Annotated in this window: 18 protein-coding genes; 7 read left to right on the forward strand and 11 right to left on the reverse strand. The window is 63.9% G+C overall.

What is annotated here, in order from left to right; genetic code table 11:
* Positions 1-93: 93 nt before the first annotated feature.
* Entirely contained in the window at positions 94-333 is a 240-nt protein-coding gene (locus RM463_RS00580; RefSeq protein WP_299232816.1) for a zinc ribbon domain-containing protein, read from the reverse strand.
* Positions 334-506: 173 nt separating this feature from the next.
* Here RM463_RS00580 and RM463_RS00585 point away from each other — a divergent pair, with 173 nt between their 5' ends.
* The 3 genes from RM463_RS00585 to RM463_RS00595 are packed head-to-tail and all read left to right on the forward strand — an operon-like array spanning position 507 to position 3,396.
* Complete coding sequence (locus RM463_RS00585; RefSeq protein ID WP_311428547.1) at positions 507-1,445, forward strand: D-2-hydroxyacid dehydrogenase; 939 nt, start codon at positions 507-509, stop codon at positions 1,443-1,445.
* A gap of 2 nt (positions 1,446-1,447) precedes the next feature.
* Complete coding sequence (locus RM463_RS00590; RefSeq protein ID WP_311428548.1) at positions 1,448-2,440, forward strand: ribokinase; 993 nt, start codon at positions 1,448-1,450, stop codon at positions 2,438-2,440.
* A 14-nt stretch (positions 2,441-2,454) separates the two neighbouring features.
* Positions 2,455-3,396 carry a nucleoside hydrolase gene (locus RM463_RS00595; RefSeq protein WP_311428549.1) on the forward strand — a complete coding sequence of 314 codons (942 nt, stop codon included), beginning with the start codon at positions 2,455-2,457 and terminating at the stop codon, positions 3,394-3,396.
* A gap of 16 nt (positions 3,397-3,412) precedes the next feature.
* On the opposite strand, the gene RM463_RS00600 is transcribed toward RM463_RS00595, so the two are convergent.
* Entirely contained in the window at positions 3,413-3,685 is a 273-nt protein-coding gene (locus RM463_RS00600; protein ID WP_195687068.1) for an acylphosphatase, read from the reverse strand.
* Positions 3,686-3,805: 120 nt separating this feature from the next.
* Complete coding sequence (locus tag RM463_RS00605; RefSeq protein ID WP_311428550.1) at positions 3,806-4,816, reverse strand: YihY/virulence factor BrkB family protein; 1,011 nt, start codon at positions 4,814-4,816, stop codon at positions 3,806-3,808.
* A 135-nt stretch (positions 4,817-4,951) separates the two neighbouring features.
* On the opposite strand from RM463_RS00605, the gene RM463_RS00610 reads away from it, so the two are divergent.
* Positions 4,952-6,046: a bifunctional nicotinamide-nucleotide adenylyltransferase/Nudix hydroxylase gene (locus tag RM463_RS00610; protein ID WP_311428551.1), complete on the forward strand. Its 1,095-nt coding sequence runs from the start codon at positions 4,952-4,954 to the stop codon at positions 6,044-6,046.
* A 45-nt stretch (positions 6,047-6,091) separates the two neighbouring features.
* On the opposite strand, the gene RM463_RS00615 is transcribed toward RM463_RS00610, so the two are convergent.
* From RM463_RS00615 to RM463_RS00640, 6 genes are all read right to left on the reverse strand, one after another.
* On the reverse strand, positions 6,092-7,009 hold the full coding sequence (locus tag RM463_RS00615; RefSeq protein ID WP_195687071.1) for a LysR substrate-binding domain-containing protein: 918 nt from the start codon (positions 7,007-7,009) through the stop codon (positions 6,092-6,094).
* 65 nt (positions 7,010-7,074) lie between these two features.
* A complete protein-coding gene (gene cls, locus RM463_RS00620; RefSeq protein ID WP_195687072.1) occupies positions 7,075-8,493 on the reverse strand; it encodes a cardiolipin synthase in 1,419 nt (472 codons plus the stop codon).
* A gap of 163 nt (positions 8,494-8,656) precedes the next feature.
* Entirely contained in the window at positions 8,657-10,162 is a 1,506-nt protein-coding gene (locus tag RM463_RS00625) for a fumarate hydratase (protein ID WP_311428552.1), read from the reverse strand.
* Positions 10,163-10,356: 194 nt separating this feature from the next.
* A complete protein-coding gene (uvrB, locus tag RM463_RS00630; protein WP_195687074.1) occupies positions 10,357-12,378 on the reverse strand; it encodes an excinuclease ABC subunit UvrB in 2,022 nt (673 codons plus the stop codon).
* A 57-nt stretch (positions 12,379-12,435) separates the two neighbouring features.
* Entirely contained in the window at positions 12,436-12,852 is a 417-nt protein-coding gene (locus RM463_RS00635; protein WP_311428553.1) for an OsmC family protein, read from the reverse strand.
* Positions 12,853-12,868: 16 nt separating this feature from the next.
* Complete coding sequence (locus RM463_RS00640; RefSeq protein ID WP_195687076.1) at positions 12,869-13,066, reverse strand: hypothetical protein; 198 nt, start codon at positions 13,064-13,066, stop codon at positions 12,869-12,871.
* Positions 13,067-13,206: 140 nt separating this feature from the next.
* On the opposite strand from RM463_RS00640, the gene RM463_RS00645 reads away from it, so the two are divergent.
* A complete protein-coding gene (locus RM463_RS00645; RefSeq protein ID WP_311428554.1) occupies positions 13,207-14,241 on the forward strand; it encodes a folate-binding protein in 1,035 nt (344 codons plus the stop codon).
* On the opposite strand, the gene RM463_RS00650 is transcribed toward RM463_RS00645, so the two are convergent.
* Positions 14,236-14,994, reverse strand: a complete 759-nt coding sequence (locus RM463_RS00650) for a TatD family hydrolase (RefSeq protein ID WP_311429108.1) — start codon at positions 14,992-14,994, stop codon at positions 14,236-14,238. The two genes, RM463_RS00645 and RM463_RS00650, sit on opposite strands and share 6 nt — an antisense overlap.
* Positions 14,995-15,363: 369 nt before the next feature.
* Between RM463_RS00650 and RM463_RS00655 the strand changes: the two genes are divergently transcribed.
* Entirely contained in the window at positions 15,364-15,684 is a 321-nt protein-coding gene (locus RM463_RS00655) for a hypothetical protein (RefSeq protein WP_311428555.1), read from the forward strand.
* Positions 15,685-15,823: 139 nt separating this feature from the next.
* Here RM463_RS00655 and RM463_RS00660 read toward each other — a convergent pair whose 3' ends face one another.
* On the reverse strand, positions 15,824-17,413 hold the full coding sequence (locus RM463_RS00660; RefSeq protein ID WP_311428556.1) for a peptide chain release factor 3: 1,590 nt from the start codon (positions 17,411-17,413) through the stop codon (positions 15,824-15,826).
* A gap of 168 nt (positions 17,414-17,581) precedes the next feature.
* Here RM463_RS00660 and RM463_RS00665 point away from each other — a divergent pair, with 168 nt between their 5' ends.
* Complete coding sequence (locus tag RM463_RS00665) at positions 17,582-18,862, forward strand: ATP-binding protein (protein ID WP_195687081.1); 1,281 nt, start codon at positions 17,582-17,584, stop codon at positions 18,860-18,862.
* The last annotated feature ends 22 nt before the right edge of the window (positions 18,863-18,884 follow it).

Here is an 18,884-nt window from a genome sequence, read left to right on the forward strand (position 1 = left end):
CTGTTCTGTTGCGTGGTGTAAGTCAAATAGTGTTCGAGTTAGGGGGTCGAACCGCTAGGGGGTGGCGGGCCCGAGGGCCGCCACCCCATCCTGCTAGTCTGGCGTGGCGCCCGAGGAGGCGCCGCCATCATCGGCAAGGTTCTTCTTGTTGCCGGACTTGAAGTCGGTCTCGTACCAACCGTCACCGGCCAGGCGGAAGCCGGCAGCGGAGACCAGGCGGGTCAGCGCCGAGGTCGTGCAGGCGGGACAGTCGGTCAACGGCTCGGCGCTCAACTTCTGAAGCTTTTCGAGGCGATGGCCGCAAGCCTTGCACTCGTATTCGTAGATGGGCATGGTTTGATCACTCCAAATCGTCACTACCCAGTTCAGGACGCGGTCGGGCCCGGCCCGACCCCAATGGATATGGGGCCGAGTGTGGCGACTTCCAAGCCTGCCAAAGCGCGCTATTATAGCGCGCCTCATACCTGTGCGGGCAAGGCGCCCCTCATCCAACGAGGAAACCTGTAATGAAAGCCGTCCTTCTCGATGCCGCAAGCCTCGGTCCTGATATCGACCTCGCTCCCCTTCACGAACAGGTAGACGAGCTGGTGGTGCACCAGCGCAGCACCACTCACGAGGCCCAGACCAGGCTGGCAGACGCCGAGGTCGCCATCGTCAACAAGGTGGTCCTGGATGCCACGACAATTGAGGCGCTGCCCTCCCTGAAACTGATCTGCGTGCTGGCCACGGGCACCAACAATATCGACATGGCCACGGCTCGGCGCCTGGGGATAGAGGTCAGGAACGTGACGGGTTACGGCACCGCCAGCGTCGCCCAGCACACCCTGATGATGCTGCTGACCCTGGCCAATCGCCTGCCGCTCTACGGGCGCGATGTGACGGCAGGTCGCTGGAACGAGAGCCCCTTCTTCTGCCTGATGGATCATCGCACCCTGCAGCTCGAAGGGAAGCATCTGGCCATTGTCGGGCAGGGGGAGCTGGGGGGGCGCGTGGCCCAGCTCGCCGAGGCCCTGGGCATGCGGGTGACCTTCACCGCCAGGCCTGGCAACGAGGCTCAGGATCAGCGTCCCGGCCTCGCCGAACTGGCCCCGGAGGTCGACGCCATCAGCCTGCACTGCCCACTCAATGAAGCGACCCACCACCTAGTGGGTGGCGATCTGCTGGCCAGGGTCAAGCCCGGCGCCCTGCTGATCAACTGTGCCCGAGGCGGCATCATCGACGAGGTAGCGGCCCTGACGGCCCTTCGCGAGGGGCGCCTCGGCGGGCTGGCGGTCGATGTGCTCCCCGAGGAGCCACCTCGTGATGGCCACCCGCTGCTCGATGCCTTGAATGAACCGCTCAACCTGATCGTCACGCCCCACAATGCCTGGATCACCCCCGAGGCACGCCAGAATGTGGTGACACTGACGGCCAACAACCTGAGTGACTGGAAGCGGGGGCAGTGATCATGCAGCGGCTCGACGACTCACCAGGCGAGGCCCGGGGCGACAGCGCCCCTCGGTTCCACTGCTATAACTTCGGCTCCATCAACCTCGATCATGTCTATCGCGTGCCCCACCTGGTGACACCGGGGGAGACACTGGCGAGCCATGACTACAGCGTAGGGCTGGGTGGCAAGGGCGCCAACCAGTCACTGGCCATGGCCCGGGCCGCCGGTACAGTCAGCCACTGGGGTCGCCTGGGGCGGCAGGATGTCTGGGCTCGTGACGCCCTGTCCCGGGCCGGCGTCGACGTCGAGCATGTGACGCTGCTCGATGGGCCCAGCGGCCACGCCATCATCCAGGTCGATGACCGAGGCGAGAACGCCATCATCCTGTTCTCGGGGGCCAACCATGGCACCACCCAGCAGGAGCTGGCCACACTCGTCGCCACCACCCAGCCGGGCGACTGGTTGCTGCTGCAGAACGAATGCAGCGGCCTCGAGACGCTGATCCCCCTGGCCGTTGAGCATGGGCTGAAGGTAGCCTTCAACCCGGCGCCCATGGATGACAATGTGGCTCGGCTCCCGCTTCATCTGTGCTCACTGCTCTTCGTCAACCGCACGGAGGCCGCCCTGCTCGTCGGGCTCCCCGTGGAGAGCCGTGCCCAGGCGCTGCTCGACGCCCTGGCACAGCGACTGCCCGAGGCCGAGATAGTACTGACCCTGGGGGGAGAAGGCGCCTGGCACCAGCGACACGGCACGTGCCGACATCAGCCGGCGCTACCGGTCGTGGCCGTCGACACCACCGCGGCCGGCGACACCTTCATCGGCTACTACCTGGCGGCGCTTCAGGCTGGCAGGTCGATCGACGACTGCCTGCGTCATGCCGCTACCGCCGCGGCCCTCGGGGTGCAGCGGTCCGGCGCTGCGGAGAGCATCCCCACCCTCGATGAAGTCCAGCGCGCCCTGCAACAGGCCCCTGTCTCCCCCGATGCCCCCGTCGACCCTCAAACCCCGTAAACCCGGAGAGTAATGTGACCCACTCCATCATCTTCGATACCGACCCGGGCGTGGACGATGCCCAGGCCATCGCCATTGCGCTGCGCCACCCGGAGATCGACCTGCTTGGCATGACGACCACCTACGGCAACGTGGATGTCGAGACCGCCACCCACAATGCCCTGCTGCTCGCCGAGCTGGCCGGGCGCGAGATTCCCGTGGCCCAGGGCGCCGCGGCACCACTGATCAAGCCGCGCCATGCCCCTCCCGCCCATATTCATGGCGCCAACGGCCTGGGCAATATCACGCTGCCGATGGTAAGCGGTCGAGCGGAAAGTCGATGTGCCGCGCAGTTCATCGTCGATACGGTGAATGAGCGCCCTGGAGAGGTGACCCTGGTCGCCGTTGGCCCCCTGGGCAATCTGGCCGCGGCGTTACAGCTCGACCCGACTCTTGTCGACAAGGTGAAGGGCGTGGTCGTTATGGGGGGCTCCATCCGTGAAGGGGGAAATGTGACCCCCGTGGCCGAAGCCAACATGTTCAATGACCCGGATGCCGCGGCTCGGGTGCTTACCGCTGGCTGGCCGTTGACCCTGGTGGGCCTGGATGTCACCCATCGCTGCGTGCTGACTCCGGCCCATATGGCGCGGATCGAAGCCGGCCAGGGCGAACTTGGCCGGGTGCTGGCAGGCAGTTACGCCTTCTATCGCGACTTCTATCAGTCGGCTCTGGGCATCGACGGCTGCTGCCCCCACGATAGCTGCGCCCTGGCCTGGCTGCTGCGCCCGGAGCTGTTCACCACCTCACGCGGCCACCTCTCGGTGGTGACCGAGGGGAACGCCGAAGGCCAGACACTCTTCGCACCCGAGGGACGTGGTTTTATCGAGGAGCGCTGGTCACGCACTCCGCTGGTGGATGTGTGCGTCGGGGTCGAAGGCCAGGCCGTCAGCGACTGGATCGCGGAGGTACTTGCCTGAGCCGTCAATCTCCCGCCTAGCCGGTACGAAAGTCATCCGGGGCATGCGTCTCGACAACATTGAACTCCACATGGGTAACCCGGGCATGCTCCGGGCCCCTCCAGAGCCACTCACCGACCTCCCGGACCGCTTCGGGTCGGCCGCAAAGCAGCACCTCCACCCGGCCGTCGGGCAGATTGACCGCATGGCCGGTCAGGCCCTGCTGCAGCGCCTGCTCCTGGGTGGCACGGCGATACCAGACGCCCTGAACCTTGCCGGTCACCAGGGCCTTTACGCAGGTCGTCTCCATGACGCGCTCCTTGTCGATACATCTATGATGCCCTTTTCTACCAGCCGGGCCTCATCGCGGCCAGCCGCTGAGGTCATGACCCAGATGAATGGCTCAGGTCGCGATCTGGGGGCTGGCTGACTAGGCCGACGGGCTCTTTCCCGCCGGGTTTTCGCTTTCCAGGCTCTTGCTTGCTGGACCTTCGGCGTCGCCTCGAACACTCTCCAGCAGTTCGCGCTTGACCTCCACGGCGGTTACCCGGGGCACCAGGGGCCTGCCTCTCGCAATTAGGTGACAGCGAGTAAAGGCCGCCCCGAACAAAAGTATTAGAGAAGAGTAATACACCCAGAGCAGGATCATCACCACCGACCCTGCCGCTCCATAGGTGGAGGCGGTGGCCGTGTGAGAGAGATAGAGGGCGATCATCGACCGGCCTACCGCAAACAGCAGTGCCGTGACCACGGCTCCTACTATGACGTCTCGCCAGCTCAGCACTACATCGGGAAGCACCTTGAAGATGGTCGCGAACAGCAGCGAAATGATCACCAGCGAGACCAGGAATTCGGCCCCGGTGGTCAGCGCTCCCACATAGGGCAGCAGCGTGTCGGCGGCCTGCAGGGTAGCGCGCAGCATGACGCCAAGTACCAGCGACACCAGCAGGATGAAGCCGATGGAGAGCACCACGGTCAGCGACAGCAGACGATTCTTGATAAATACCAGGGCGCTGTTGGCGCTGGGGCGTGCGGTCACTCCCCAGATGGTATTCAGCGAGAACTGCATCTGGGCGAACACGGTGGTGGCACCCACCAGCAGGGCCCCTACCCCCAGCAGGCTGGGCAGCAGCCCCGACTCCTCGATGCGCGACTGGGCGACGGCAGCCTCGATGGCCGCGGCGGTATCATGCCCCATGGTGCCCTGTAGCTGAGCCACCACCTGGCCATGGGCCGCCTCCTCGCCAAGCACCAGGCCGATCACGGTGACCGCGATGATGATGGTGGGCGCCAGGGAAAATAGCGTGTAGAAGGCCAGCGAACCCGCGTAGCTGAACGCGTTGCGTTCAAGCCATAGCTGGACCGCCCCCCGCGTCACTCGCCACCAGAAGATCACCTCGGTCTTGATCCGGGCGAGCGACAGCTCTTTCGCTTCAAACATCGAACTTCCTTGCTTCGCTGTGATGTAGTCACAGGATAGCCGAACCCCGCCCCGGGCGTCTCGTCCGTTCCCGGTACATTGCAAGCCATCGGGGTGGCTAACATAATGGTTGGATCACTCCATCACAGGCCTGCCATGACCCCTTGCACGGACGCCATTTCCGATAGCCCCGATTTCGACTGCCTGGTCTTTATCGGCCGCTTCCAGCCGCCCCATCTGGGGCATCTCGCGGTCATCCATGAGGCCCTGAAGCGTGCCAGGCAGGTGATCGTGATGGTGGGGTCGGCCTGGCAGGCGCGCTCGCTTCGCAATCCGTGGCGCTTCGACGAGCGCAGCGCCATGCTGCGCAGTGCCTTCGATGCCGAGGAGAATGAGCGGCTGGCCGTGGTGCCACTGCTCGACGCCCTCTACAACAATGATGTCTGGGTGCGTGATGTACAACGCAAGGTGCGTGATATTGCCAGCCCCCAGGGAGCGCGCCTGCCGCGTATCGGGCTGATCGGGGCCAGCCGCGGCCAGTCCAGTTATTACCTGGCGCTGTTTCCTCAATGGGAGTCGGTGAGCGTGCCGCTGGTGGAGGGGATCTCCGCCAGCCAGATCCGCGAACGGCTATTCCACTCCAGCCCGTCGGCCGGCGACTACCTCAGTACCGGGGCCTTCCACGACCTGCCACCCGGCGTCATCGACACCCTCCACGCCTTCTGCGCCGGCAATGACTACCGTCAGCTGATCGAGGAGCAGGTACTGCTCGATCAATATCGCAGCGCCTGGGCCCAGGCGCCCTACCCGCCCATCTTCGTTACCGTCAACGCGGTGGTCGTGCAGTCGGGGCATGTGCTGCTGGTCAGGCGCACATCGGCGCCCGGCAAGGGGCTCTACGCCCTGCCGGGGGGCTTCATCAACCCTCACGAGCGGCTGCTGGATGCGTGCCTGCGGGAGCTACGCGAGCGGGTGCGCCTCAAGGTGCCGGAACCGGTGCTCAAGGGGTCGTTGCGGGGCCAGCGCCTGTTCGACGAGCCGCATCGCAGCTGGCGGGGGCGAACACTGGCCGAGGCCTTCTACTTCGCCCTTCGCCCCGAACAGCAGCTGCCTCGTCTCAAGCCGGTACAGGGTGGCGATCATGCACGCTGGGTGGCGCTGGCCGATCTCGATCCGGAGAGCCTGTTCGAGGATCACTTCTTTATCATTCAGGACTTCCTGGGACTGCCTGCCGATTTCGGCATGCCGTGAGTCGTGAAAGAGTCGAACCCTGTTGTAGATCGATCCCTGTTTTAGTCAGCCCTGAAGAAAGTCGCGCGGCAGTTTCTGCATCTGCTTCCAGAGCTTCTCGACCCCGGGCTTGTGTACCAGGGAGCAGCGATAGAGACGTATCTCCAGCGGGATGTCCCACTTCTCGTCGCCGGCCCGGACCAGCCGGCCATCTCTTAGCTCTTCGCGGATACAGAAGTCGGGAATCCAGGCCAGCCCCATCCCCTGCATCACCATGCCCTTGAGCCCTTCCGCCATGGCGGTCTCGTAGACGGTGCGCAGCCGCAGTCGCAGGGGGTCGTTCTTGAGCAGCATGCGTACGCTGCGCCCCAGGAAGGCGGCTCGGGTATAGGAGAGGTAGGGAATCGGCTCCTCGGCCTGCAGGGGGAAACGCGGCTCACCCTCCTCGTCCGGTAGACACACCGGTGCCATCTTGACCTGCCCGATGGAGAACGAGGGAAACACCTCGGAGTCCAGCTGCATGGTGGCGTGGGAGTCGTGATAGGCCAGCATTAGATCACAGTTGCCTTCGCGCAGCACATGGATGGCCTCCCCCACGTTCATGGCCACCAGTCGCGTGGGAAGCTCGCCGATGCCCTGCTGCAGACGCGAGATCCAGGGCGGAAAGAAGCTCAATGCGAGGGAGTGGGCGGCAACGATGTCCAGTGCTTCGTTGGCCATGGCCAGGCCCCGCAGATGCCCCAGGCTCTCGTTGAGCTGCTCGACCAGGTTGCGCGCCGTGATCAGGAATAGCTGCCCTTCAGGGGTCAGCCCGACCGGCGTGGTGGAACGGTCGACCAGCGTGGCCCCGACAGCCTGCTCCAGGGAGCGAATACGGCGACTGAAGGCGGGCTGAGTCACATGACGCTGGCGGGCCGAGGCGGAAAAGCTGCGTGTGTTAGCCAGGGCAACGAAGTCCTCTAGCCATTTGGTCTCGAGGTTCACCGTGACTCCCGATTCATGATGAGGGTAACGACCGGACTCGCCGATCACCGCAAGTAATTAATATATCACTGAATTGGCGCCATCAGGTAGGCGGCCCTGGACATCAGCTTGCGCCATAACGGCCGCGATGTGACCTCCTCGACGCTGATCTCGCGGCAGTGACTGAAATCCACCTCGAGCATCTGCTCAACCTGCGCGGCAAACTGGCGATCCGGAAGGAAGGCCGTGATCTCGAAGTTGAGACGGAAGGAGCGGTTGTCGAGGTTAACCGTGCCGACGCTGGCCGCCGCCTGGTCGATCAGCATCACCTTCTGATGCAGGAAGCCGGGCTGGTAGCGATAGACCCTGACGCCGGCGCGCAACATATCGGGCAGAAAGGAGAAGGCGGAAAGGAACACCAGCAGATGGTCGGGGCGCTCGGGGATCATGATTCGCACGTCCACACCGCGCATGGCCGCCAGGCGCAGTGCATCCTGCACGCTCTGGTCGGGCACGAAGTAGGGACTGGTGACCCAGAAGCGTTCTCGGGCGCTGTGGATGGCATGCTGGACCAGCAGGCTGGCGGTATCTTGCGTATCCGCCGGCCCCGAGGGCACGATCACCACATCATGGCACTCCTCGCAGATGGTGGTCGGTATCCAGGAGAGGTTGATCAGTTCACCGGTCGCCCAGTGCCAATCCTCCCAGAACGCCTCCTGCAGTCCCAGCACGCTGGGGCCGGTAAGCTTGAGATGGGTATCACGCCATGGGCCGTGGCGTGGATGCTGCCCCAGGTATTCGATGCCGACATTGAAGCCGCCGACCCAGCCCTCCTTCCCATCCACCACCACGACCTTGCGATGGTTGCGGAAATTGATCTGGAAGCGATGACGCAGGCCACGCGATGATCGAAAGGCGTAGACCTCGATCCCCGCCTCGGCGAGATCACGCAGATAGCCCTCGTTCAGCTTGTGGCTGCCTATCTTGTCGTACAGGAAGTAGGCCCGTACGCCACGCTCCACGGCGCGCTGCAGGCACTCCTTGAGTTGCAGGCCCAGGGCATCGTTGCGCACGATGAAGAACTGCACCAGCACATACTCCTCGGCCCTGTCGATACCGGCGAACAGGCTGTCGAACGTCGCCTGACCATCGACCAGAAGCTCGGCCCGATTGCCACTGGTCATGGGCATCTGGGCCAGCTGTTCCACGGCACGCACATCGGGGTCTGAGTTATCGGTCAGGTAGGGGGCGACATGCGAACGGTAGCGTGCCAGCACACGGCGCAACACGCTGTCGCGCTGTCCCCGGGCGGTGACATAACCGTAGAAGCGCGGCTGTCCGAAGATCCAGTAGGCGGGTACCGCCAGGTAGGGAAGCGTGATAAGCGAGAGGATCCAGGCGATGGCGCCCTGGGAGGTGCGACTGGAGAGCAGCGCGAGTATCGCCGAGACGATACCTGCCATGTAGAAGGTGAAGATTACCAGCCCTAACAGCCAGGACGTCATGAACTCTCCCTGCAGAAACTCTCGTCACCGGCTGCGCCGGCCGTGATGGCGCGAGCCCACGCCTTCGCGAGGGAGATTCCCGCAACACCTTGTTGGGGGGTCAGCATACCCAAACGACGGCGGCCCCGCCAAGAGGCAGGGCCGCCAGGATCACCGGCAGGCCTCAGGCGCGCTCGGCGATGATCTCCTTCCACTTGGCGGGACCCGTCTGGTGGACCGAGGTGCCCTGGCTGTCGACCGCGACGGTCACCGGCATATCCTCCACCTCGAACTCATAGATGGCCTCCATGCCAAGGTCCTCGAAGCCCACCACGCGAGCCTTCTTGATCGCCTGGGCCACCAGGTAGGCGGAGCCCCCCACTGCCATCAGGTAGACCGCCTTGTTGTCGCGGATGGCCTCGATGGCGGCTTCACCGCGTTCGGCCTTGCCGACCATGCCCATCAGGCCGGTCTCCTCGAGCATGGTGCGGGTGAACTTGTCCATGCGGGTGGCGGTGGTTGGGCCGGCCGGCCCCACCACCTCGTCGCCAACCGGGTCCACCGGTCCCACGTAGTAGATGAAGCGCCCCTTCATGTCGACAGGCAGTGGCTCACCCTTGGCGATCATGTCGACCATGCGCTTGTGTGCGGCGTCGCGACCGGTGAGCAGCTTGCCGTTGAGCAGCAGGGTGTCACCCGGCTGCCAGGTCTGCACCTCTTCCGGCGTGATGTTGTCGAGGTCGACGCGCCTGACGTTATCCCCTGCCTCCCGCGTGACCTCGGGCCAGTCCTCGAGCTTCGGCGCCGGCAGTGAGGCCGGACCGCTGCCATCCAGGGTGAAGTGGGCGTGGCGAGTGGCGGCACAGTTGGGAATGATGGCCACCGGCTTGTTGGCCGCGTGGGTGGGGTAATCCTTGACCTTGATGTCCAGCACCGTGGTCAGGCCGCCGAGCCCCTGGGCGCCGATGCCACTCCGGTTGACGCGATCGAACAGTTCAAGGCGCAGCTCCTCGGCACGGTTGGTGGCACCGCGAGCCTGCAACTCCTGGATATCGATGGGGTCGAGAAGCGCCTCCTTGGCAATCTCCATCGCCTTCTCCGCGGTGCCGCCGATGCCGATGCCGAGCATTCCCGGGGGGCACCACCCTGCCCCCATCTTGGGCAGCTGCTCCATGACCCAGTCGACCACGCTGTCGGACGGGTTGAGCATGGCGAACTTGGACTTCGCTTCGCTACCCCCGCCCTTGGCGGCCACATGTACCTCGACGCTGTCGCCGGGGACAATCTTGTGGTGGATGATCGCCGGCGTGTTGTCGCCGGTATTGCGGCGGGCACCGTCGGGATCGGCCAGCACCGAGGCACGCAGCACGTTATCGGGGAGCCGGTAGGCGCGACGGACGCCCTCATTGACCATGTCATCGAGGCTCATCTCGGCTTCCCAGCGAACGTTCATGCCCACATGCAGGAAGACGGTGACGATGCCGGTGTCCTGACAGATAGGACGGTGCCCCATGGCGCACATGCGCGAGTTGATCAGGATCTGGGCGATGGCATCCTTGGCAGCAGGGTTCTCCTCGCGCTCATAGGCCTGTGCCATGGCATCGATGAAATCCTTGGGGTGGTAGTAGGAGATATACTGCAGCGCATCGGCAACGCTCTGGATCAGGTCATCCTGACGAATCACGGTCATGGGCAAGGAGCTCCTCGGCTTGTCGGCATGCCCGCATCCTGGCGATATTCCACTGCCGGCAAGCGGGCTGAAACGCGGGCATTATACCCTACCCTGCGGCCTGTCGACATTGTTGCCACCAAAGAGCCGAATAGGTTGTGATGCCATGCAAGATAACGGTATAAGCTATTCCCGGTATCATCACTGACGGTCACCTAGCCCAGCGCCAGCTGACGCTCCTTGAGATCATTCAGCCGGTCGCGCAGGCGCGCGGCCTCCTCGAACTCGAGGTTCTGGGCGGCCTCGAACATCGCGTCCTCCACTCGGGTCAGTTCCCGCAGCAACTCCTGGGGCGAGAGCTCGGCGGGATCATAGACGGCGGCCGGCTCGGCAACCTTGCGCTCACCGCGACGCCCCTTGCCCTTCTTGCCGGGGGTCTGGGCCGCCTCGAGAATATCCGCCACCGAGCGGGTCACCGTCTGGGGCGTGATGCCGTGCTCCTCGTTGAAGGCGATCTGCTTGGCACGCCGCCGCTCCGTCTCCTCCATGGCACGACGCATGGAGTCGGTGACCCGGTCGGCGTAGAGAATGGCGCGACCATTGGCGTTGCGGGCCGCCCGCCCGATGGTCTGGATCAGCGACCGCTCGTTACGCAGGAAGCCCTCCTTGTCGGCATCCAGGATGGCCACCAGGGAAACCTCCGGAATATCCAGGCCCTCCCGCAACAGGTTGATACCGACCAGCACGTCAAACTTGCCCAGGCGCAGGTCGCGTATGATCTCCACCCGCTCCACGGTATCGATGTCCGAGTGCAGGTAGCGCACTCGCACTCCATGCTCATCCAGATACTCGGTGAGATCCTCGGCCATGCGCTTGGTCAGGGTCGTGACCAGCACTCTCTCGCCGGCGGCGGCACGCAGCTGGATCTCGGACAGCAGGTCATCCACCTGGGTGGTAGCCGGCCGCACCTCCAGCTCGGGGTCAAGCAGGCCGGTGGGGCGCACCACCTGCTCCACGACGCTGCCGGCATGCTCGGCCTCGTAGGGGCCCGGCGTCGCCGACACGAAGATGGTCTGGGGGCAGATCGCCTCCCACTCCTCGAACTTCATGGGGCGGTTATCGAGGGCGGAGGGCAGGCGAAAGCCGTACTCCACCAGGGTCTCCTTGCGCGAGCGGTCGCCCTTGTACATGCCCCCGACCTGGGGAACGCTGACGTGACTCTCGTCGATAAGCAGCAAGGAGTCATCGGGCAGATAGTCGAAGAAGGTGGGCGGCGGCTCCCCGGGGTTGCGGCCCGAGAGGTAGCGGGAGTAGTTCTCGATGCCATTGCAGTAGCCGAGCTCCAGCATCATCTCGATATCGTACAGGGTACGCTGCTCCAGGCGCTGGGCCTCCACCAGCCGCTCATGCTGTCTCAGCCACTCGAGACGCTCGGCGAGCTCGGCCTTGATCCGGTCGATGGCCCCCAGAATGGTTTCTCTGGGCGTCACATAGTGGGACTTGGGATAGATGGTCATGCGCGGCAGTTGGGCGCGCACCTCGCCGGTCAAGGGATCGAAGAGCCGGATCGAATCGATCTCGTCGTCGAACAGCTCGACGCGCACCGCCTCATCCTCGGCGTCCGCCGGGAAAATATCGATGACATCGCCGCGCACCCGATAGGTGCCGCGCTTGAAGTCGAGGTCGTTGCGGGTGTACTGCAGTTCGGCCAGACGACGCAGGAACTTGCGCTGATCGATCAGCTCGCCTCGAGTGAAGTGCAGGCGCATCTTGAGATACTGATCGGGGTCGCCCAGACCGTAGATGGCCGACACCGAGACCACGATCAGCGCATCGCGACGCTCGAGCAGGGCCTTGGTGGCGGAGAGCCGCATCTGCTCGATATGGTCGTTGATCGAGGCATCCTTCTCGATAAAGGTATCCGAGGAGGGCACATAGGCCTCGGGCTGATAGTAGTCGTAATAGGAGACGAAGTACTCCACGGCGTTGTCCGGAAAGAACGCCTTGAATTCGCCATAGAGCTGGGCCGCCAGGGTCTTGTTGGGCGCCATGACGATGGTCGGGCGCTGCAGGCGCTCGACGACATTGGCCATGGTGAAGGTCTTGCCGGAGCCCGTGACCCCAAGCAGGGTCTGATGGGCCAGCCCTGCCTCCAGGCCACCCACCAGAGCATCGATGGCCGACGGCTGGTCGCCGGCGGGCTGAAACTTCGAGGCGAGGCGAAAGGGCTTGCTCATGGTCTCTCCGGGTTGGTTCGGCGCATTACGCAGCCGGCGCTCTGGGGTGACCCGGAATCAGGCCAGGGTCACGGCGCGGGTGCTCACTTCCACCGTGGAGCTGGTCATCAGCCGATGGATGGGGCACTTGTGGCTGATCTCCTCGAGTCGAGCGACCTGCTCGGGATCGCTGATGCCATGAAACTGCATCTCGACATCGAGCCGGTAAGTGCCGTGGCGCTCCTCGCTGTCATCACGATGCACCTTGACGCTGATCCCCTCCAGGGACCACCCCTTGCGGCGGGCGTACATCAGCGAGGTGATCGCCTTGCAGGCTCCCAGTGACAGGTCGAAGTAGTCATGGGGATCGGGGGCGGTCCCCTCGCCACCGAAGGCTCGCGGCACATCGACGAACAGCTCCTCGAAGCCATCGAGCTCTACCCGCTGTCGAAAGATATGGTTGCGTACGCTCTGAATCTCAATGGTCTTTTTCATGCACGCTGCTCCCTGCTTACTTGACCTGGATGGGAAGCCCGAGTGCTTCTACCGCCTTGATCAGCGCCTCGCGCCGGGCACGCCCCTCCACCTCGGCGCCGTGTCGCCCCACCTCGGCGCTTTCGACGCCGTCGAGCATCATCAGCGCGGTAGTGATGCGGTTGACCTGGTCGGCGTCGGTGACGCCCTCGAAGCTCAGCGATTGATGGGCCATGACATGACTCCCGGATTGCCTGGCGTGGATAATGCCAGGATTCTAGCATGCGCCACCCCGGCCAGCAGCGGTTGCAATGTCGCCCCCCCGCCCACATGTATTGGTGTATACCGATATTCCCCTGACACGATGAGGCCCGCATGCACGACTGGATTTCCGAGTTGGGCGCAGAGTCGCTCACCGACGACCGAATCAGCTTCGACACACAGGACCCCGCACGCCAGGCCCTGGATGGCACGGTGGTGACACCGCTCGCGCAGTTCGGTGTGCTCGACGTGAAGGGCGCCGACGCCGAGAAGTTCCTGCAGGGCCAGGCGAGCACTCAGCTCACCCTGGTCGACGGCCACTTCGCGCCACTGACCATGTTCTGTACCCCCAAGGGGCGCATGCTGGCCAACGCCCAGTTGCTGCGCGTGGCAGAAGAGCACTACCGGCTGATAATGCATCGTGACCTGGTCGACTCCCTGGCGGAGCATCTGCGCAAGTTCGCCGTCTTCTACAAGGTCGAGCTGGCCACGCGGCAGGACCTCGCCCTGATCGGACTTATCGGCCAGGAGGCCGGCGCGCTGGCCGAGGTACGCCTGGGGGTTGCCCCACCGTCCCACTGGCACCAGGCCGGCGATGCCGAGACTCAGCTGCTGGCGCATCCAGGCCCCCGCCAAAGGCTACTGGCTCTCCTGCCCGCGGATCGCGCCGCCGATATCTGGCGCCGGCTGGTCGACCAGGCCACGCCGGTGGGCAATGCGGTCTGGTGCCTGCACGACATCCAGGCGGGCCTGGCCTGGTTGACCGCCCAGCATCGCGACGCCCTGCTGCCCCAGATGATCAACTGGGAGGCGCTGGGCGGCATCAGCTTCAAGAAGGGCTGCTACACCGGGCAGGAAGTGGTGGCGCGTGCCCACTTCCGCGGGCAGGTCAAGCGCCGGACGATGCGCGGCCAGCTCGAGGGAGCGGTTTTGCCCGAGATAGGCAGCCCGGTAGTGGATAGCCGCGAGAAGTCGGTGGGCGAGGTGCTCGCGGCGGAGCGTGACGCCTACGACCAGGCCGAGGTGCTGGTGGTGATGAGCACCAAGGAAGACATGGGACCGCTGAGTGTGGCGGGACAGAAGCTGAAGCTGCTGAAGCTCCCCTACCCCGTCGAACGCCTGGATCCGGAAACCCTGGCCACCCTATAACCCAAACAGGCGGCGGGCATTGGCGGTGCTGTTAGCCGCCACGCACTCCGGCGACTGGCTGCGCAGCGCCGCCACCGCACGACAGACCTGAACGACGGCGGCCGGCTCGTTACGCTGTCCCTGATGGCCGGCCAGGGGCATATCGGGACTGTCGGTCTCCAGCACATAGCCGTCATCGGGAAGCGACCCGACCGCCCGGTGCAGACGCCTGGCCCGTTCGAAGGTGACCGCTCCCCCCAGCCCGACAACGAACCCCAGCTCGAGGAATCGGCTCGCCTGTTCGGGGGAGCCGGCGAAGGCATGGATCAGCCCACCGACTGGAGGCGCCAGCTGGCGAAGCCGCTTGGCTACCTTGTCGTTTGCCTGCACGCAGTGGATCACCACCGGCAGCTTCCTCGCCTTGGCCAGCCTGAGCTGAGCATCGAACAGCTTCCACTGGGCCTCGAGAGTCTCGGTGAAACGGGCGTCGATGCCGCACTCCCCTATCGCCACCACCTGAGGGTTGTCATCCAACGCCTGGGCCAGGGCATCGAGGTCCGCGTCACGGTGAGATTCCATAAAGTAGGGATGCAACCCCAGGCAGACGCTGACATCGTCACGCCCGCCCAGCGCCAACACCGCGTCCCAGCGTGCCCGGGTGGTGCCGGGGACCACGAAATGCCCCACCCCCGCGGACCTCGCCCGCTCGAACACGGCGTCGCGGTCGGCGTCGAAGGCGGGGAAATCGAGATGGCAGTGAGCGTCGATCAGCATAGCAGGTGCCTGTTCCAGCATCTCTGGTGACTCCGTTTGGGCGATTCATCCTGTGTCGAATGGCCAGGCGCCGCTGCCTCGCCTCGACACAGGTCCAACCCGGGGCAATGAAAACTGAATGGATACATTTCATCACCTTTTACTCACATAGATGGGTGGGAAAAGCCCTTTAAACGTACTACGTTGGACATGAGGCGATAAATAGAAGGAGGTCTGCGGAACTGCTTGAGGTCAAGCTTCAGTCTCATAGAAAGCTCGAGATGACTGCTGTCGACAAGGCCGCACAACATGCATCTTCTCGTATTAAGGGGTGTACACCATCTCGATATGAGATGCATGGAACGCAACATACCTAGATGGAGAAACGGCATGAAGCATATCGTACATACCACTGCACTCATGATGTTCCTTGCTCTATGTTCAGGTACCGCACTTGCTGCCGATCATCAAAAGGGGGACATGGACGAGATGGCTCCTCACAGCGGGGTGGATTCGGCTAACGACCCTGGCGATGGCACCGCCAGCGGCACAGACTCCATGAAGCTATCGGAGGATGAAGTTACCCCGGATAGTGGCGTTGATTCCGCCAACGACCCCGAAGACGGCACCGGCAACGACTCGAAGGTGTTGCCGGAAGGTACAACCGCTCCTAACAGCGGTGTGGACTCCGCCAACGATCCGGAAGACTGACCTGCACTGACCCTGATTGACCTTTCATACGACTGGTCTTCCAGCCAACAACGCCGACCCGTCTTGGGTCGGCGTTGTCGTTCATGGCCGCGGACTCAGCTTTCCTGGCGGACTCACCTTACCTGTTAGTGCTCCCCTGTCAGTGCTCCCGGGTCGCCTGGAAGCGGATCTCGGGCCAGCGCTCCTGGGTCATCTGCAGATTGACCCGCGTGGGGGCGATATAGGTCAGGTAACCGCCGCCGTCGATGGCCAGATTGGCACCGGCCTTGCGCTTGAACTCCTCGAGCTTCTTCGCATCGTCACAGTAGACCCAGCGCGCGGTATTGACATTCACCCCTTCGTAGACGCAGTCGACCTTGTACTCCTCCTTGAGGCGATGGGCGACCACATCGAACTGCAGGGTACCCACGGCGCCGAGGATCAGGTCGTTGTTGGCCATCGGCATGAACACCTGGGTCGCCCCCTCTTCGGAGAGCTGCTGCAGGCCCTTCTGCAGCGCCTTCATCTTCAGCGGGTCCTTCAGCTGGACACGCTTGAACAGCTCCGGGGCGAAATGAGGAATGCCGGTGAAACGCATATCCTCACCCTGGGTGAAGGTATCACCGATCTGGATGGTGCCGTGGTTGTGCAGGCCGATGATGTCACCCGGCCAGGCCTCCTCCACCTGGGCGCGATCCGAGGCCATGAAGGTCAGCGCATCGGCAATCTTGACGTCCTTGCCGATGCGAACATGGCGCATCTTCATGTTCTTCTCGTACTTCCCCGAACAGACGCGCAGGAAGGCGATACGGTCGCGGTGCTTGGGATCCATGTTGGCCTGAATCTTGAACACGAAACCGGTAAAGCGGTCGTCCTCGGCCTCCACGATGCGCGCGTCGGTTTCACGGGGCTGGGGAGGCGGCGCATATTCGACGAAGCCATCGAGCATCTCGCGTACGCCGAAGTTCCCCATGGCGGTACCGAAGTACACCGGCGACAGTTCGCCGCGGCGATAGGCCTCCAGATCGAACTCATGGGAGGCGCCGCGCACCAGCTCCACCTCCATGCGCAACTCCTCGGCCTGCTCCTCGCCGAGCAGCTCATCCACCTCGGGGTTGTCGAGCCCCTCGATGCGCTTGTCGTCGGGAATGCGGTTGCCCTGGCCCTGGGTGTAGAGATGGATCGTATCGTTGTAGAGGTGGTAGACCCCCTTGAAGTGGCGGCCCATGCCGATGGGCCAGGTCATCGGCGCACACTGGATGTTGAGCACCGTCTCGACCTCGTCCATCACCTCGATGGGGTCGCGAATATCGCGGTCCATCTTGTTGATGAAGGTGAGAATCGGCGTGGTACGCAGGCGACACACCTCCATCAGCTTGATGGTGCGAGCCTCGACACCCTTGGCGCCATCGATCACCATCAGCGCCGAATCCACCGCGGTCAGGGTGCGGTAGGTGTCCTCGGAAAAGTCCTCGTGGCCTGGCGTGTCGAGCAGGTTGACGATGCGCCCCCCATAGGGGAACTGCATCACCGAGGTGGTCACCGAGATGCCACGCTCCTGCTCCATCTTCATCCAGTCGGAGGTCGCGTGACGGTCGTTGCGCTTGCTCTTCACCGAGCCAGCCATCTGGATGGCATTTCCAAACAGCAGCATCTTCTCGGTGATGGTGGTCTTGCCCGCATCCGGGTGCGAGATGATGGCAAAGGTGCGTCGAAGCCCGGTCTCATGGGCCTGTTTCTGGTCTGACATGCGTTGAGGTCGCCAATTTGTACTCGCCCCAGGCCTGACGAGTGGTCATGCCGGGTCGAGAGGGGAGTTTGGCGCCTATTCTACGCCCTCGCCAGGGTGAAATGTAGGCCGAGCGCGCCCCTCATCGACTCGGCCGCGCTATCATGGCCGGGTTCTCAAGGAGTCAACATGCCAGCTACCCAGCCACTTCCACTCTCCACGCCCAACCGCAACCTGGTACGCCTGACCATCGTGCGCGGCATCACCTGGACGGGGTTTCTAGCGGCCATCATCTTCGGCGTCGAGGTGCTCGGCTTCGAGCTCGAGGTCACCGCGGTGATCAGCGTGATACTGGTGATGGCATTGATCAACCTGGCGACCTGGTGGCGCCTGGGGCGTCATCGCGATGTTACCGACGGTGAATACCTGCTCCACTTGCTGGCCGATGTTGGCGGACTGACGCTGCTATTCTACTTCACCGGCGGCGCCAGCAATCCCTTCATCACCTACTACCTGGTGCCGGTCACCATCGCAGCCGCCACCCTGCCCTGGCGCTGTGCCTGGATCATCGCCGCCACCTCGATGCTGGGCTACAGCGCCCTGCTGGCCTTCTATCATCCCGTCCCGCAGCTTGGAGGGGGACACGGCTCCAGTGGGGAGTTGAATCTGCATGTGCTGGGCATGTGGCTCAACTTCGCCCTGTCGGCGGGACTGGTGACCTTCTTCATCTACCGGATGGCCCATGCGTTGCGCCGCAGGGAGCAGGCGCTGTCTCGCACTCGTGAGGCCGCGCTGCGCAATGAACAGGTGATCGCCGTGGCCACTCAGGCCGCCGGCACCGCCCATGAGCTGGGCACGCCTCTCTCTACCATGGCGGTACTGCTTTCCGAAATGCGAGAGGAGGCGGAAGCCGACGACCACCCCAGACTGCAGCAGGATATCGAGCTGCTGCGCCAGCAGGTGGATACCTGCAAGTCACGACTCCAGCAGCTGGTGGAGAGTGCCGACCGACGTCGCATGGGCAAGCCGCAGATTACCGACGCCGAAGTGTGGCTGGGTGGCGTGGTCCAGCGCTGGCTGGTGCTGCGCCCCGACGTCAGCCACCAGATGAGCGTGGCGGAGCACCGCAGCCGCCCCATGCTGGCCGTCGACACGACCCTCGAGCAGGCGCTGATCAACCTGCTCAACAACGCCGCCGATGCCAACCCCGACGATATTGCGGTCAGCCTCGACTGGGATGACGATGAGGTGATCGTCGACATTCGCGATCACGGCCCCGGGGTCGCCCTCTCCATCGCCGACCAGCTGGGTGAGACCTTTGTCTCCACCAAGAGCAAGGGAATGGGCATCGGCCTGTTCCTGACCCACGCCACCATCAACCGTTTCGGCGGCGGTGTCAGCCTCTATAATCACCCGGAGGGTGGCACCCTGACCGAGGTCGTGCTGCCACGCGCGGCAGGCACCGAATGAATTCACCTACCATCCGAGCGAG

Origin of the sequence: Halomonas sp. LES1 (assembly GCF_031846005.1) — a bacterium.
Lineage (GTDB): Bacteria > Pseudomonadota > Gammaproteobacteria > Pseudomonadales > Halomonadaceae > Halomonas.

What these genes read in the sequence shown, in the direction of transcription:
- RM463_RS00580 (WP_299232816.1), bottom strand. Translation starts at nt 333, where the DNA reads ATGCCCATCTACGAATACGAGTGCAAGGCTTGCGGCCATCGCCTCGAA.
- RM463_RS00585 (WP_311428547.1), top strand. Translation starts at nt 507, where the DNA reads ATGAAAGCCGTCCTTCTCGATGCCGCAAGCCTCGGTCCTGATATCGAC.
- RM463_RS00590 (WP_311428548.1), top strand. Translation starts at nt 1,448, where the DNA reads ATGCAGCGGCTCGACGACTCACCAGGCGAGGCCCGGGGCGACAGCGCC.
- RM463_RS00600 (WP_195687068.1), bottom strand. Translation starts at nt 3,685, where the DNA reads ATGGAGACGACCTGCGTAAAGGCCCTGGTGACCGGCAAGGTTCAGGGC.
- RM463_RS00605 (WP_311428550.1), bottom strand. Translation starts at nt 4,816, where the DNA reads ATGTTTGAAGCGAAAGAGCTGTCGCTCGCCCGGATCAAGACCGAGGTG.
- RM463_RS00610 (WP_311428551.1), top strand. Translation starts at nt 4,952, where the DNA reads ATGACCCCTTGCACGGACGCCATTTCCGATAGCCCCGATTTCGACTGC.
- cls (WP_195687072.1), bottom strand. Translation starts at nt 8,493, where the DNA reads ATGACGTCCTGGCTGTTAGGGCTGGTAATCTTCACCTTCTACATGGCA.
- RM463_RS00625 (WP_311428552.1), bottom strand. Translation starts at nt 10,162, where the DNA reads ATGACCGTGATTCGTCAGGATGACCTGATCCAGAGCGTTGCCGATGCG.
- uvrB (WP_195687074.1), bottom strand. Translation starts at nt 12,378, where the DNA reads ATGAGCAAGCCCTTTCGCCTCGCCTCGAAGTTTCAGCCCGCCGGCGAC.
- RM463_RS00635 (WP_311428553.1), bottom strand. Translation starts at nt 12,852, where the DNA reads ATGAAAAAGACCATTGAGATTCAGAGCGTACGCAACCATATCTTTCGA.
- RM463_RS00640 (WP_195687076.1), bottom strand. Translation starts at nt 13,066, where the DNA reads ATGGCCCATCAATCGCTGAGCTTCGAGGGCGTCACCGACGCCGACCAG.
- RM463_RS00645 (WP_311428554.1), top strand. Translation starts at nt 13,207, where the DNA reads ATGCACGACTGGATTTCCGAGTTGGGCGCAGAGTCGCTCACCGACGAC.
- RM463_RS00650 (WP_311429108.1), bottom strand. Translation starts at nt 14,994, where the DNA reads ATGCTGATCGACGCTCACTGCCATCTCGATTTCCCCGCCTTCGACGCC.
- RM463_RS00655 (WP_311428555.1), top strand. Translation starts at nt 15,364, where the DNA reads ATGAAGCATATCGTACATACCACTGCACTCATGATGTTCCTTGCTCTA.
- RM463_RS00660 (WP_311428556.1), bottom strand. Translation starts at nt 17,413, where the DNA reads ATGTCAGACCAGAAACAGGCCCATGAGACCGGGCTTCGACGCACCTTT.
- RM463_RS00665 (WP_195687081.1), top strand. Translation starts at nt 17,582, where the DNA reads ATGCCAGCTACCCAGCCACTTCCACTCTCCACGCCCAACCGCAACCTG.